The sequence below is a fragment of the Leptospira limi genome (genome assembly GCF_026151395.1).
Lineage (GTDB): Bacteria > Spirochaetota > Leptospiria > Leptospirales > Leptospiraceae > Leptospira_A > Leptospira_A limi.
On record NZ_JAMQPV010000001.1, the window covers coordinates 2456233 to 2470085 of the forward strand.

General features: G+C 36.9%; 13 protein-coding genes. 8 read left to right on the forward strand and 5 right to left on the reverse strand.

The genetic code is table 11. The annotated features are described in order from the left end of the window. Positions 1 to 2: 2 nt before the first annotated feature. Genes ND812_RS11370 through rsfS form a run of 5 tightly spaced genes read left to right on the forward strand, consistent with a single transcriptional unit; the run spans position 3 to position 4011 of the window. Positions 3 to 1268: a glutamate-5-semialdehyde dehydrogenase gene (locus ND812_RS11370; protein WP_265375543.1), complete on the forward strand. Its 1266-nt coding sequence runs from the start codon at positions 3 to 5 to the stop codon at positions 1266 to 1268. Position 1269: 1 nt separating this feature from the next. Then, complete coding sequence (locus ND812_RS11375) at positions 1270 to 1887, forward strand: nicotinate-nicotinamide nucleotide adenylyltransferase (protein ID WP_265375544.1); 618 nt, start codon at positions 1270 to 1272, stop codon at positions 1885 to 1887. Continuing rightward, positions 1884 to 2483, forward strand: coding sequence for a bis(5'-nucleosyl)-tetraphosphatase (symmetrical) YqeK (yqeK, locus tag ND812_RS11380; RefSeq protein WP_265375545.1), 600 nt, complete (start codon positions 1884 to 1886; stop codon positions 2481 to 2483). Before ND812_RS11375 ends, yqeK begins: the two co-directional genes overlap by 4 nt. Positions 2484 to 2486: 3 nt before the next feature. Then, on the forward strand, positions 2487 to 3644 hold the full coding sequence (locus ND812_RS11385) for a LytR C-terminal domain-containing protein (protein ID WP_265375546.1): 1158 nt from the start codon (positions 2487 to 2489) through the stop codon (positions 3642 to 3644). Between the two features lies 1 nt (position 3645). Then, positions 3646 to 4011, forward strand: coding sequence for a ribosome silencing factor (gene rsfS / locus ND812_RS11390; RefSeq protein WP_265375547.1), 366 nt, complete (start codon positions 3646 to 3648; stop codon positions 4009 to 4011). Here the strand turns inward: rsfS and ND812_RS11395 are convergent. Continuing rightward, positions 3998 to 6070, reverse strand: coding sequence for a thioredoxin domain-containing protein (locus ND812_RS11395; RefSeq protein WP_265375548.1), 2073 nt, complete (start codon positions 6068 to 6070; stop codon positions 3998 to 4000). The two genes, rsfS and ND812_RS11395, sit on opposite strands and share 14 nt — an antisense overlap. A gap of 241 nt (positions 6071 to 6311) precedes the next feature. Here ND812_RS11395 and ND812_RS11400 point away from each other — a divergent pair, with 241 nt between their 5' ends. The 3 genes from ND812_RS11400 to ND812_RS11410 all read left to right on the forward strand — a co-directional run bounded on the left by ND812_RS11400 (position 6312) and on the right by ND812_RS11410 (position 9872). After that, the gene (locus tag ND812_RS11400) at positions 6312 to 7871 is read left to right on the forward strand and encodes a TolC family protein (protein WP_265375950.1); all 1560 of its coding nucleotides are present in this window, start codon (positions 6312 to 6314) and stop codon (positions 7869 to 7871) included. Beyond that, on the forward strand, positions 7868 to 9049 hold the full coding sequence (locus ND812_RS11405) for a M20 metallopeptidase family protein (protein ID WP_265375549.1): 1182 nt from the start codon (positions 7868 to 7870) through the stop codon (positions 9047 to 9049). The genes ND812_RS11400 and ND812_RS11405 overlap by 4 nt, the downstream gene beginning before the upstream one ends. A 64-nt stretch (positions 9050 to 9113) precedes the next feature. After that, the gene (locus ND812_RS11410) at positions 9114 to 9872 is read left to right on the forward strand and encodes an enoyl-CoA hydratase/isomerase family protein (RefSeq protein ID WP_265375550.1); all 759 of its coding nucleotides are present in this window, start codon (positions 9114 to 9116) and stop codon (positions 9870 to 9872) included. Between the two features lie 4 nt (positions 9873 to 9876). Here ND812_RS11410 and ND812_RS11415 read toward each other — a convergent pair whose 3' ends face one another. The 4 genes from ND812_RS11415 to ND812_RS11430 are packed head-to-tail and all read right to left on the reverse strand — an operon-like array spanning position 9877 to position 13833. Then, positions 9877 to 10338 (reverse strand): MarR family winged helix-turn-helix transcriptional regulator, encoded by a 462-nt coding sequence (locus ND812_RS11415; protein ID WP_265357870.1) that lies wholly within the window; start codon positions 10336 to 10338, stop codon positions 9877 to 9879. Positions 10339 to 10355: 17 nt separating this feature from the next. Next, positions 10356 to 11675, reverse strand: a complete 1320-nt coding sequence (locus ND812_RS11420; protein ID WP_265375551.1) for an aminopeptidase P N-terminal domain-containing protein — start codon at positions 11673 to 11675, stop codon at positions 10356 to 10358. After that, positions 11672 to 12733, reverse strand: coding sequence for a lipopolysaccharide heptosyltransferase II (gene waaF / locus ND812_RS11425; protein ID WP_265375552.1), 1062 nt, complete (start codon positions 12731 to 12733; stop codon positions 11672 to 11674). Before waaF ends, ND812_RS11420 begins: the two co-directional genes overlap by 4 nt. Further along, a complete protein-coding gene (locus tag ND812_RS11430; RefSeq protein WP_265375553.1) occupies positions 12733 to 13833 on the reverse strand; it encodes a thiolase family protein in 1101 nt (366 codons plus the stop codon). The genes waaF and ND812_RS11430 overlap by 1 nt, the downstream gene beginning before the upstream one ends. Between the last annotated feature and the right edge of the window lie 20 nt (positions 13834 to 13853).

The following is a 13853-nucleotide window of genomic DNA, read 5'->3' on the forward strand; positions in this document are numbered from 1 at the left end:
TTATGGCTGAAGACTATACCACTTATGCAAAAACCATTGCCACAAACGCAAAGGAAGCCAGTCGGAGTTTAAAACGACTTACCACAAACCAGAAAAATACGGTTTTACTTCGGTTTGAAAAACTGTTATTCGAAAATGAATCTGAGATTGTAACAAAAAACCAAATTGATTTAAAAAATGGGAAAGATAAGGGATTAAGTTCCTCTATGATGGATCGTTTGCTCCTTGATTCGAAACGAATCCATGGGATGGCAAAGAGTGTTGAAGAGATTAGGAAACTCCCAGATCCGGTTGGGGAAGTAGTTAGAGGAACCATCCTTCCCAATGGGCTCGAACTTTTGACAAAACGAGTTCCTATTGGTGTTGTGATGACAATTTTTGAGTCGAGACCGAATGTCATAGTAGACATTGCCTCATTGTCATTTAAGTCTGGGAATGCTTGTATTTTACGTGGTGGTAGTGAAGCGTATCATTCAAATCTCATTTTATCCTCCCTCTTTCACAAAGCCATCGAAGATTCAAAATTTCCAGATGTGAGTAAGGAAGTTGTCAGTTTTGTAGACAATACAAACAGAGAAGCGATGCTTCCCTTTTTCCAATTGGATGATTTAATCGATGTCATTGTACCTAGGGGTGGTGAGGCTCTCATTCGGTTTGTATCAGAAAATAGCAAAATCCCTGTCATCAAACATGATAAAGGTGTGACTAACTTATATTTGTCTGACAAAGCCAACGAAACAATTGTATTACCTATTCTTGTAAACTCAAAAATCCAAAGACCAGGTGTTTGTAATGCATTGGAGAATTTGTTCATCCATAAAAATTACCCAAATACAAAAGTTTTATTACAGGAATTAAAACAAAATGGAGTTCAGATCCTGGGTGATGTTTCTATTCAATCAATGGATCCAACAATCCCTCTTGCCACTGAAGAGGATTATTTGACAGAGTTTTTAGACACAAGGCTTAGTATAAAACTTGTGAACTCAGTTGAAGAAGCTATGGAAAATATCAAAAAATATAGCTCAGGTCATACGGAATGTATTTTATCGGAAGACATCACAGAAATCCAAACTTTCAAACAAGGACTCGATAGTGCAGCCATTTTTGTGAATTGTTCCACAAGGTTTCATGATGGTGGTGAATATGGACTTGGTGCGGAAGTGGGAATTTCAACTGGGAAATTACATGTTAGGGGACCGATGGGACTCATCCACCTAACAACAACCACAACTTATGTTACTGGGAACGGACAAGTCCGAGGGTAAAATGGATGTGATTTTGTTTGGTGGAAGTTTTAATCCCCCACACATTGGTCATAGACATGTGATCTCTTCCCTACAAAAACAGTTTCCCGAATCCAAAATCTATATCTGTCCGAATTTTTTATCTCCTTTTAAATTGAACGAAAAAAAATTTTCTAGGGAAGAAATTTGGTCCTTATGCCAATCAGAATTCCATGAATTTTTATCCCCAAATCTAGTCTTATGGGATGAAGAAATCAAAAAAGAAACAACTAGTTACACGATCGATACCATAACAAGTTTACAATCCTTGGAAACAAAGGGAAATATTTCCCTTGTCATCGGTGAGGACAATTTACAAAATTTTAACGAATGGAAATCCTTCGATATTATCTTACAGAAAATAAATAAATTAATCGTTGTAAGGCGTAGTACGGAATCTCCGAATCCAATTTTAATCCCAAACTTCATCGATGAAAAACAAGTATTGGTTTTAAACAACCCAATTGTCAAAATGAGTAGTACTGAAATTAGGAACCAACCAAACCGTGAATGGGAAAATCATTCGATTTTACCCCAAACAAAGTCCTTACTGGATTCTTATCTACAAATAAGGGAATCTTTAAGAGGAGATGAAAAATGAATCTCACTCCCACACAAGTGAATGACTGGATACAATTCTTCCAAAAAGAAATTCCAAATCATGTCACGGATACTAGATGGCAACATATTTTACGAGTGGCTTCCTATGCAAAAGAATTGGCGTTGGCACATGGATACGAAGATCCAGATAAAGCTTACTTAGCAGGATTATGCCATGACATCACCAAACAAAAAAAAATGGATGTCCATCAAAGTTTGTTTACTGAATTTAATTTAGATACAAATGGAATTCCCTTCCAAGCCTTACATGCTTACTCGGCTCCCCTTTTCCTTAAAAAAAATTACGATTTTTACGATCAGGAAATCCAGTCGGCCATCCAAAATCACACCTTGGGAAATCCTAAACCCGCTTTATTAGATCAAATTCTGTATGCGGCGGATTTTTTAGGATCGGATTATTGTTATCGAAATTTGGATCTAGAGGAATGGTTTCAAAAAACGAAAGAAAACTTAGATTTTGGCATTTTTATGAAAGCATTCCAGACGATCTCATTTCTAATGGAAAAAAAAGAAATCATCCATCCTTATACTTTTTATACTTATAACCAATCATTGTTATCATTAAAGGAAATCTAATAGATGTTACGTGAAACAAAAGATAAACAAACCATTCCAGCAAAAACACTTCTCATCATCGCGGGTGCCTTTTTTATTTTTGCCATTTTGTTTTTAATTTTTAGGTCAAAAACTGGGTTTTCCTTAGACCAAAAATTTTCACAAAGCAAACGAATGCCGATTTTGTTTTCGGTTTTGGGTGAGAAAGACGAATACTTATTTTCTTTATATGCTGAATTTTATCCAAATGAAAGAAAGGCTGCTCTATTTTTTGTAAATCCTAAAACTAGTTTTGATGATGGTGAAAAGTCATTAAAAGAGAAAGGTAGTTCTGCACCTTCTTATGTTGAATCTGTTTTAGAGGATACTTTGGATTCCAACATTCCATACAAAATCGTATGGACCAAGGAACAATTTCAAAATTGGGTGAATTTACTTGGTGGATTACAATTATTTTTTGAACCAAAGTCTTTACATATCACTAAAAACTACAATCGAAACAAAGAATCTTATGTTTTAGATGGAGAAGATTGTTTCGATTGGATGAGTTCACTTTCTGATGATTCGATGATTTCTTACTTTCGAAGATTGGAAATCCAAGAGACTGTGATGTTAACTCTTTTTGAAACTATCCATGAAAAACGAGATGCCTTGAGTAAACAAAAACTCACCTATTTACATGGTCAAATGACAACAAACCTATCTTCGAAAGAATGGGAAACTTTGATCGATTTTTTGAAAAAGGAAAAAATCCAATTTGGAGTATCTGAAGTTCCAGGTGAACCCGTGTTACGTCCCAAATACAAAGACCAAATCTTAAAGGCTAACGAGGAAACGATAAAGGTAGCATTTTATAAATTTTCTGGTGAACTTAGGTCTCCTAGTTTTGGCGAAGGGGAAAGGGCAAGGATTGAGGTTCTTAATGGAACTGCAAAAAATGGACTTGCCAGATATGGAAAAGTATTACTCAATGATAAAGGTCTGAAAGTTCTCACCGTTGACAATGCTTGGGATTCGAGTTTTAAATCCACAGTGATTTTAAATCGATCTGGAAACACACAATATACAGATTTAATTTCTGAAACATTTCAGGGCAGAAAGGTTTTCTTTTCCTTACGAAAAGACTTAGGCCTTGATGCCACTGTTATACTCGGAGAAGACTTTCAAAATTCCAAGGATTAAAATGCCAAATATCAGTTCAGAAACTTTAGAACATCTTAAAAAAATCAAACAAACATTAGTTGATAAGAAATGTGAAAACATTCAATTTCTTGATCTTAAAGATGTTCATTCTTATTTATCGTTATTTGTAATCGCTACAGTGAAAACAGAAACACAAGGAAGATCATGTGCGAAAGATATCGATAAGTATATGAAACCCTTAAAACTGGCAGTCAAACGTCAAAATTTAGCTGATTTACCGAAGGATGCTACAGGCTGGATCCTTCTCGATTATGGTGAAATTTGTGTACACATCATGACGGATGAAATGAGAACTTATTATTCATTAGATAGACTTTGGGGTGATGCTTCTCCTATTGCGATATAAGTTGTAAGGTTTCTTCCCAATTGTCTTTTGGCAATTCACAATGGAAATTTTGACAAACATAATAACGGATTCCATTCCCCGCATCTCGTCCTTGTAACAGACCCAACCTGTTTTCCAAAGAACGACATTCTTCCTCACTAAGGACACACCAAACAAGAGCTGGATCTTTGATTTGGCTTAATTTCATCCGAATGTTTTTTACAATGTCCTCTGATTGGTTTCGATAAACCACGAGAACTTCTTTTGATGGAGTTTGGAATTTTTGAAATGCGGATAACATTGAAGGATAACTGAGAGAGTTTTGTGTGAGTTCTGGTAAAAAATAAGAGAAGATAGAATTTGCTTTTGTTTCTAATTTTCCATTTAAAAAACCTAGTGAATTTAAAAAATAGAAACAATGTAAGATTGTAGAATTTCCGGAAGGTTCCACTCCATCATAACCTTCAATCGTGCGTACGATTAAGTCCTCATTCCCCTCATAGGATTCATAATAAGGACCCACATCCGATAAAAAATGATTCTCTAAGTACTCCCAAATTTGAATACCTGCATCGAAATAATGGATTCCACCATCTAACTGGAATAAACGAAGACAAACCCAAATCAACTCGGAATAATCAGACAATGTGCCAAAGTATTTGGTTTCTCCATCTCGAAACCTTCGTAAAACGGATCCGTCTTCTTTGACTAAATGCGTATGAATGAATTGGTATATCTCTTTGGCTTGGTTTAGATACTCCGTTTCACCTGTCACTTCGTAACTAGCAAGTAATGCGCGGATCCACAAACAATTCCATGATGTTAAGATTTTATCATCGCGTAACGGACGAATTCTAGTGTCCCTTCTTTCCAACAAAATGTTTTTTGTTTTTTGAATTCGTTCTTTAAAATCATTTTTGAATTGGATTCCATCAAGGAAGGGGTTTTTTCCTTTAAAATAAACATGGAGTATATTTTGATTGTGTTCAAAATTTCCTTCTTCCGTTACATTCCAGAAATTCAGGATCTCTTCATCGGAAACCAAAGATTTGATTTCACTTTCTGTCCAAACATAAAATTTTCCTTCTTCCCCTTCTGAGTCTGCATCCTCGGCACTGGCAATTCCACCCACATTCAGGTGCATATCCCTTTCGATGTAAGAGATGATCTCCTGGATCGTTTCTAGAAAGAAAGTTTCGTTTGTGATTAGGTAAAGTTTTGCCAAAGTTTCGACAAACAATGAGTTGTCGTACAACATTTTTTCAAAATGTGGAACCAACCATTCGTGATCTGTCGCATAACGACAAATTCCTCCGCCAACTTGATCGTAAATTCCACCCGATTTCATGGCATACGATGTATTAAATGCCATTTCCAAAGCACGATTGTCTTTTTCGATCATGTAATAATCGAGTAAAAAACTAAGTGCCATACTCGGCGGAAATTTATTAACAGAATTTGTTTTGAAACCAAAATAATCCTTATCGTATACTTGGATGTATCGATTGAAATTTTGTGTGAGAATTTGTTTTTCAGGAACTTGTCCAGCATTGGTTCGTGTTTCATTCTCTTTTAAGTAAATCGTAAGGTCCTTCGCTGCTTGTAAAAGTTCCCCTTTCTGGTGGGTCCAAGCCTGGTTTATAAGTTTTAGGACTTCTTTAAAACTTCGTTTCCCATACTTGTTTTCAGGTGGGAAGTAAGTTCCCCCAAGGATGGGTTCTTTTTCTGGAGTCAAAAACATATTGAGAGGCCATCCACCTTGAGTACCCATCGCATGTAATGCATCCATATAAATTTTGTCTATGTCGGGACGTTCTTCTCTGTCTAACTTAATGCATACAAAATCACGGTTTAAAACTTCTGCTGTGGATTCGTCTTCAAAGGATTCGCGTTCCATCACATGGCACCAGTGGCAAGTGGAATAACCAATGGATAAAAGGATGACTTTATCTTCCTTTTCTGCTTTTTCGAAGGCTTCCGGTCCCCATGGAAACCAATCTACTGGGTTGTGTGCATGTTGTAACAGATAAGGACTTTTTTCATGAACCAAACGATTCGGTTTTTTAGACAAATTTGCCACAATGTTCTCCCAGAAAAGAAGCTTTCCAGGCCAAGCTTTTTACATTTTCGGTTGATTGACAACATTGATTTTTTCATCTTGTCTCTGTAAGGGGTTTAAAAAGTTTCCATTGAAAAGACAAAATTTTATCCCCAAACATTTTCTCACAAAATCTCAAAAGTTGACCAGCTGGTTAATATCTTTGAGTCTTCTCACTTTCCCGATTTTGGCAAATTCCGACTTTGATGACGACATCAAACGCATGCAACTTGCCCAGTGGGAAAATGGTGATGTTGTTCCGGAACCTCTTCAAGGGCCAGGCCCGAAAAAACTGCGTTTGTCCATTGCCCAAGCAATCGAACAAGTCATTGAAAATAATACTATCGTACAAAATGCAAAATTGGAAATCGTCAAAGCAGACAGCCCCGAATGGAAAAATGAATCCAAATATTCCTGGAGAGCACTAGCCAGTATCCAGTCTGCAAAACAATTATTCCCCACTAACAGAAATAACATCTTTGCGGGAACAATTCGTTCCCAAGATAAAATTTCTGCGGGTATTGAAAAACAATTCAAAACTGGAACTTATTTTAAAACGGAAATCAGCACCATTCGTTATGACGTAAACGCATTTGAAAACCCAGATTCCTCTACATCTAGTTTTGCAAGTTTACTTGCTGCGCCTCCTATGTATACTGGTGCGATTTCTGCTACACTATCACAAGAACTGCTAAAGTATAGTTTTGGTAAAAACGAAGAAGAAAAAGAGAAGTTATTAAAAAACCAAACCCTCCTTGTCAGGGAAAACTACATCAATATCTTAACTCAACTTGTTGTCAAAATACTCGTTGATTATTGGTCATTGAGTATTGTTGATTCCCGCATTGCAACGTATGAGAAAGTTTCGAAAAATACAGAGGAAATCCGGAAATTAACACTACGAAAAACTGGACTTGGACTCTCCGAAGGATTCGAAGTAAACCAATGGAACCAAGCTTATCTCAAAACACAGTCCTTACTTGAAAAGGCAAAAGTAGACCGGATAGAAGCAGAACGAAATTTGATCCGCATTCTGAATGTTGATACATCTTCTTCCATTGAAGGTGTTACCGATTTAAGTGAAACATTACCAACGAATATTAATATAAAAGCTGATATTGAATACGCATTAGCACATAGAACTGATTATTTAATCCTAAAAAGAGAACGAGAAATCGCAAAACTGGCATTAAATACAGCATTGGCAGAAGATGACCCTTCTCTATTAGCAACTGTATCCTATAGTTCGATTGGACAAAACTTTTTATCTCCACAAGAAAACTTTATCGCAAGACAACGTGGCGTTTCATCCTTTATGTATCCACAAATAGCCGCAGAATTAAAAATGTCATATCCATTATGGGATTTGGGGATCAAAGCTGCCATCCGTGATGCCGAAACAAACTTGAAAGTGAATGAACTTAAAATTCAAAATTTAGAACAAGAAATTGAGCAGGAAATTGCGATTCGACATGAAGCTTTGATTGCAAGTCACGCTCTACTTAAAGACTTACAAAAAACAAAAAAGGAAACAGAAACATTTTATAACGGACTCATGGAACGTTTTAAACAAGGCCGTTATACAGCAGTTAATGTCAAAAATGCACTTGATAGTTTGGCCAATACAGAACTTGCTGTTACCCAAGCTAAAATTAATTTTAATATCAATTTAGTTCGATACGAATTAGCTAAAAACTCTCTATTTGAAAAGTATGGTTTAGATTTGTATTCCATATTGGAAGAAGTAGAAAAACGAGCTAAAATCGAAACGGATAAATTATGAAATCCTTTCCGACACATAGAAAAGATGAAATGGTATTATACCGCCGTACCTTCCATCAAAATCCAGAACTCAAATACGAAGAAAAAGAGACTGCCAGTTTTGCAAAAAAGCATTTAGAATCCTTAGGTTTTATTGTCGAAGAAGGAATTGCAGAAACGGGTCTAGTTGCCTTGTTTGATTCTGGAAAACCAGGAAAAACCATATTGGTCCGTGCAGATATGGATGCCCTTCCCATCCATGAAGAAAATGTTCACCCATACAAAAGTAAAAATGAAGGAAAAATGCATGCCTGTGGGCATGATGGGCATACGAGTATTTTACTTGCGTTAGCTTCTGATTTAAAAAAGGAATTTTCAAGTTTTGTACCGAAAGGTAGAGTTCTGCTCTGTTTCCAACCAGCTGAAGAAGGTGGATCAGGTGCCGATAGGATGATTGAATCTGGCATTTTAGAACGATACAGTGTTGATTCTGTTTTTGCCCTACATGTTTGGAACCATATTGATTTAGGAAAGGTAGGTGTCGTCAATGGAACCATGATGGCTTCCGTTGATGAATTCAAAATCACAGTTGAAGGTACCTCTGGACACGGAGCGATGCCACAACACACTGTAGATCCAATTCTTGTTGGTAGTCATTTAGTTACCGCCTTACAAACTTTAGTTTCTAGGAATGTAGATCCCTTAGAACCTTGTGTTGTAACCGTTGGATCCTTCCATTCGGGGAATGCATTTAATGTAATTCCAGAAAATGCAGTTTTACATGGAACGGTTCGTACCTATTCAAAATCTGTTTACGACATGATCCCGGAACGAATGAAACAATTGGTAGAACAAGTAGGTTCTGGTTTTGGAGCCAAAATTCGTTTGGATTACAAACGAATTGATAAACCAACGATCAATGACCCAGTAATGGCTGATGTCGTCCGAAAGGCTGCCAAGTCAGTTCTGGGTGAGAATTGTCTAACGGAAGAAAATACTCGTACTATGGGTGGAGAGGATTTTTCTGCTTTTTTGATGCAAAAACCAGGCTGTTATTTTTTCATCGGGTCTAGAAATGAGAAAAAAGGATTTGTCCACCCTCATCATAGTTCCTTTTTCGATTTTGACGAAGATGCACTTCCCATTGGCCTTGCCGTTATGAAGGAAGTCATTCACACTTACCTCCAAGATTTTTCATAAATTTATCCTTGCTTTTATATCCCATTTCGTTATTAGTTAGATATCTAACCAATTCGAGGGAAATATGATAAGTTTTGAACTGAATGATGGAATCGGAATCATTCAACTTGGGATTAATGACAAGAACAGTTTTTCCAATGAGTCTTTTTTGGCATTAAAACAATCAATCCAACAAGCAAAAGATTCAAAAGCAAAGGTTGTGGTTTTAAGAAGTAGTTCTGCAGGATCTTTTTCATTAGGTCTAGATTTGACAACTGTTAGTTCAATGGATATGTCAAAAGATCTTGCTTCATTTTTAGAACTATTTTATCACAACCTAACTGAAATTTACCAATTACCGATGCCTACCATAGCGGAAGTTTCAGGGCATGCGTTAGGATATGGTGCGATGCTTGCTCTCGTTTGTGATTATCGATTTGCCACTTCTGACATTCGTTTTGGATTACCTGAAGTGAAAATTGGAATCCAAGTACCTTCTTTTGTTTATGCACTGATGGGGGAAGCCGTTGGTTATGACTTAGCTAAACGTCATGTGTTACTCGGTGATGCTTTTAAAGCAAAGGAGTATCCTACTTTATTTGAAGAAATTTCAGAAACAGAAGATGACTTGAAAAAGAAGTCGAAGTCTTTACAAACCAAACTGAAAAAAAATTCCTTCTCAGCAATGAGAGATACAAAAAAAGGAATTTTAAGTGTTCACAAACCTTTACTAGATCTGGTAAAAGAAGATGTAAAAAATACGATTGCAAGTATCCAATCACCTGACGCAAAAGAAGGCATCTCAGCCTCTGTTGAAGTCAGAAGGCCTGTGTTTACATCCTAAACATTCAAACGATTCCCTTTCGGTCTCGGATGTGTTTATAAATTTCATCGAGGATAGGGTATAAAATATCCTCGTTTTCTTTTGAAATCCCCCAAGTTTGAAGGGATAATAATTTTGCGGAAATGGTTACGATTTTTTTCCGAATTTTTTTTCCATCCCTTGAAAGTAAAATAGCCCATTCCCTTCCATCACTAGGAGACGGATTACGATCCACAAGGCCTTCTTTCACCAATCGATTCACTAGCACGGTACAAGTTGGTTTTGTTTTTTCAATTGTTTTTGCAATTTGGGTCATGTTGATAGGTTTCGATGTTCGAATCAAAAACGTTAATATTTCAAAATGTGAGGTAGTGAGACCTGGATAACCTAACTTCTCCATTTCGATGCGAACAATATCAGCAATTTCTGAACTGATACGATCAAAATAACGTACGGAGCGAAACCGTTTAGGAAGTTCTCTTGGCATGATTCGAACTAAAATCGTTACACTTTCAGAGCTTCGATTTCTGAAATTTCCTTCGGAATGGATTCCGTTAAGTTGATTGGTGTTTTGCCATTGATGAGAATGTCATCTTCGATACGGATCCCGATCCCTCGAAACTCTTTTGGAATTGATTCATCATTTGGATCAAAATACAAACCTGGTTCGACAGTGACAACTTGACCGTCTTTTAATGGCCTTGATTTTCCCTCTAAAAAATACCTTCCCACATCATGAACATCCATACCCAAATAATGTCCCGTGCGATGCATATAAAACTTCTTGTAGGTTTCTTTTTCTAAGATTTCATCAAGATTGCCTTTTAAAAAACCCATTTCCCGAAGGCAGTCTGATAAAAATCGAACTGTTTTTTCATGGACTTCATTGAATGGAATACCTGCAACTGAATGTTGGATTGCATTTTTTTGCGCATACAAAACTACTTCATAAACCATCTTTTGTGATTCGGAAAATTTTTTACCGACAGGGAAAACGCGCGTTACATCAGCCGTATAATAATTCCATTCAGCACCAGAATCAACGAGAACTAAATCTCCATCCAAAAGTTTGTCATCATTGTTTACATAATGTAAAATACATGCATTTTTACCCGATGCTACAATATGTCCATACCCTCCACCTATGGAGCCAAACTTTAAATATTCTTGTTCGAGTAAGGCTTCCAGTTCATATTCGTACATACCAGGTTTACTTTCTCGCATGATTCGCATATGCCCAAGTTTGGTGATTTCAGCTGCATTTTTTAAAATTTGAATTTCTTCTTTTGATTTGGTGAGACGTTCTTCATGTAAAAAATTGGGATGTTCAATTCGATGTGGTCCAAATTTTCCTTCCCTTGCCCTTTCCGATAAATTTTTACATTCTAATAATAGTTCGCGGTCTCTCTCAGGGTTTTCACCAAAAAAATAATATAAAGTATGATTTCCTAATAAAATTGCAGATTTTTGATTGTCCCAATCAGTTAAATCATAAGCAAAATCCAAACCTAACATTGATTTGATTTTGTCTTTACCCAATCGAATCCCTGTCCAAATTTCTCTCTCATTGTCCTTGGGTAAACAAAACATTCCAACAACTTCGGATGTTATGATCAAAATTGAATCTTCTTCTTTAATCCCTGTTAGATAATAAAAATCAGAGTTTTGTCTAAACTTATATTCCACATCGCGGTTACGAATTTTATGATTCGCCGCAAAAAGAATCAGGATTTCTCCGTTTTTTAATTTTTTTTGAACTTTAGAGATTCTTTTTTGATACGTTTCAGCATCATATTCTTTCGATTTTAATTGCGGTTGTTTCATGTTTTAATCACTTCCTCAAGTGCTTCAAAAATGCGAACGGGATTTTGGTCTAACATACAACGGAAATGACCTTCAGGACAAATCCTTCCACCGTGAATTCCACAAGGTCTACAATTTAGACCATTCACTTGCATAATTCGATGATTGTCTGACAAACTTCCATAACCAAATTCTGGAATTGTTGCACCGTAGATCATAACCGTTGGTGTATTAAATGCAGAAGCAAAATGAATGGGACTTGAATCATTGGAAATGATGGCTGTTGCATTTTGGATCCAAACCATAAGTTCTTTTAAACTCGTTTGGCCTACTAAAGAAAGTAACCTCTCTCTTTCTTTGATTTCCAAAGGTTCTGTTTTCATCATACGAAAAATATGATCCTGGATCTCTAAATCTGCCTTACTTCCTATGAGAATGACTGATTCATTTCTTTTTCTTAAAATTTGTGTGATGACACTCACAAATTTTTCTTCAGGCATTCGTTTGGTTTCCCATAAAGAAGAGGGAGCAATTAAAATGTAACCGGTTTCGTTTTTGAGAATTTTTGTCCGTTTGGAAAGATAGGAAGATTCGTCTTCTTCGCTAGGGTATAAATAAGGCCTTCTTTCTCTTCCAGTTGGGAAATCATAAGGTTCAAATAAAAGTGAAAATAATTTTTCCACTTCATGAGGGCCTTGTTTTGGCCTTTGAACCAACTTAGTATGCAAAAAGGAAAATCCAGATTCTTTGTAACCAATTCGAATGGGTGCCTTTGTGAAAAAAGAAATCAAACTAGAACGATAAGAAAAATGGGGAGAATACACTTTATCGAATTTTTCTTTTCTTAATTTTTGGATGAACTTTAAGAAAAAAAATGGATTCTTTTTGATTTTCTTTTTATCAAGACACCAAACTTGCGTTATATCAGGATTATGTTCTAATACCGATTCCGTACCTAAATTCACTAACACGTGGATTTCACTTTCCTTGTGTTCCATTTTCACAGCGTGGAAAAAGGAGGTAGAGAGGATTAAATCGCCAAGGAAAGCGGTTTGGATGATGAGGATTTTTTCAGGCATCAGACTCTTTCTAATATCGTCACAAAGTTGTTTGTAGCTAGTCCACCTATACTTTGTGCTACTGCCAACCGCTTTTCAGGCCATTCAGAAAAGAACCTACAAAGTTCCACAATTTGAGCAAGTCCCGATGCCCCGACGGGGTGACCCCGGGATTTAAGCCCTCCGGAAGCATTGATCGGTAATTTGCCCTTCGGGTGTGTGAGACCCGCTTTTACCTGGAATAAGGCCTCTCCGCGTTTGAAAAATCCAGCGTCTTCGGCACCCACAAGTTCAAACGGGGTAAATGCATCGTGTAATTCCGCAAAATGGATGTCATTGGGTGCCACTCCTGCCTCTTCATAGGCCTTGGCAAAGGCAATCCGATTGGCTAAAAAACTGGGATCGGCACCAGGTAGGAAAGGAGACAAACCAGAACCCATTCCTTTGACACAAACTGAACTTGGATCTTTCGATAAGATGAGAGCAGCTGATCCATCAGATAAGGGCGAGATGTCATAAAGCCCCAGGGGACTTGAAATCTTTGGTTGGTTTTTGTATTCTTCTAGGGTTAGATTCTTTTTGATATGTGCTTTTGGATTCTGTAACCCATTGTCATGAAGTTTTTTAGCAATAGCAAACAAATCCTCCGCCTCATACCCATACTGATGTAGGTATTGGTTTGTGATCATGGCACCACCTTGTGCCATTGACATTCCCAGTTTCCGTTGTGAATCAGAAAGGACAGAACCTAACAATAAATTACTTTCTTCTCGGTTCAGTTGTGACATGAGTTCTGTTGCGATCACAAGACCATGATCAAACCGACCACTGAGAATCAAATTCACTCCCAACTGGAAGGCTGCAGCACCAGAAGAGGATGCAGTTTCCATTCGGATGGAATAAAGATCTTTTAGTCCTAACCTGGCGGCAATTTTTGCAGAAAGATGAAATTCCTTGTTATAAGAATCAGGTGAAAAACTTGCATAGATGATGAATTGAATTTTGTGAGATTGAAACTCATGTACAGATTGTTTTGCGGTAACAAAGGACAAATCGAGTTGTGATCCTTTGTGTTTACCAAATACACTCATAGATGGATTGTGAATGTAAACTTTCTTCATTCGAATATAGTTTCCGCTTG

Excerpts from the sequence above, each read along its gene's own strand:
- ND812_RS11430 (WP_265375553.1), bottom strand. The coding sequence starts at position 13,833 with ATGAAGAAAGTTTACATTCACAATCCATCTATGAGTGTATTTGGTAAA.
- waaF (WP_265375552.1), bottom strand. The coding sequence starts at position 12,733 with ATGCCTGAAAAAATCCTCATCATCCAAACCGCTTTCCTTGGCGATTTA.
- ND812_RS11420 (WP_265375551.1), bottom strand. The coding sequence starts at position 11,675 with ATGAAACAACCGCAATTAAAATCGAAAGAATATGATGCTGAAACGTAT.
- ND812_RS11385 (WP_265375546.1), top strand. The coding sequence starts at position 2,487 with ATGTTACGTGAAACAAAAGATAAACAAACCATTCCAGCAAAAACACTT.
- ND812_RS11405 (WP_265375549.1), top strand. The coding sequence starts at position 7,868 with ATGAAATCCTTTCCGACACATAGAAAAGATGAAATGGTATTATACCGC.
- yqeK (WP_265375545.1), top strand. The coding sequence starts at position 1,884 with ATGAATCTCACTCCCACACAAGTGAATGACTGGATACAATTCTTCCAA.
- ND812_RS11400 (WP_265375950.1), top strand. The coding sequence starts at position 6,312 with ATGCAACTTGCCCAGTGGGAAAATGGTGATGTTGTTCCGGAACCTCTT.
- ND812_RS11370 (WP_265375543.1), top strand. The coding sequence starts at position 3 with ATGGCTGAAGACTATACCACTTATGCAAAAACCATTGCCACAAACGCA.
- rsfS (WP_265375547.1), top strand. The coding sequence starts at position 3,646 with ATGCCAAATATCAGTTCAGAAACTTTAGAACATCTTAAAAAAATCAAA.
- ND812_RS11415 (WP_265357870.1), bottom strand. The coding sequence starts at position 10,338 with ATGCCAAGAGAACTTCCTAAACGGTTTCGCTCCGTACGTTATTTTGAT.
- ND812_RS11375 (WP_265375544.1), top strand. The coding sequence starts at position 1,270 with ATGGATGTGATTTTGTTTGGTGGAAGTTTTAATCCCCCACACATTGGT.
- ND812_RS11410 (WP_265375550.1), top strand. The coding sequence starts at position 9,114 with ATGATAAGTTTTGAACTGAATGATGGAATCGGAATCATTCAACTTGGG.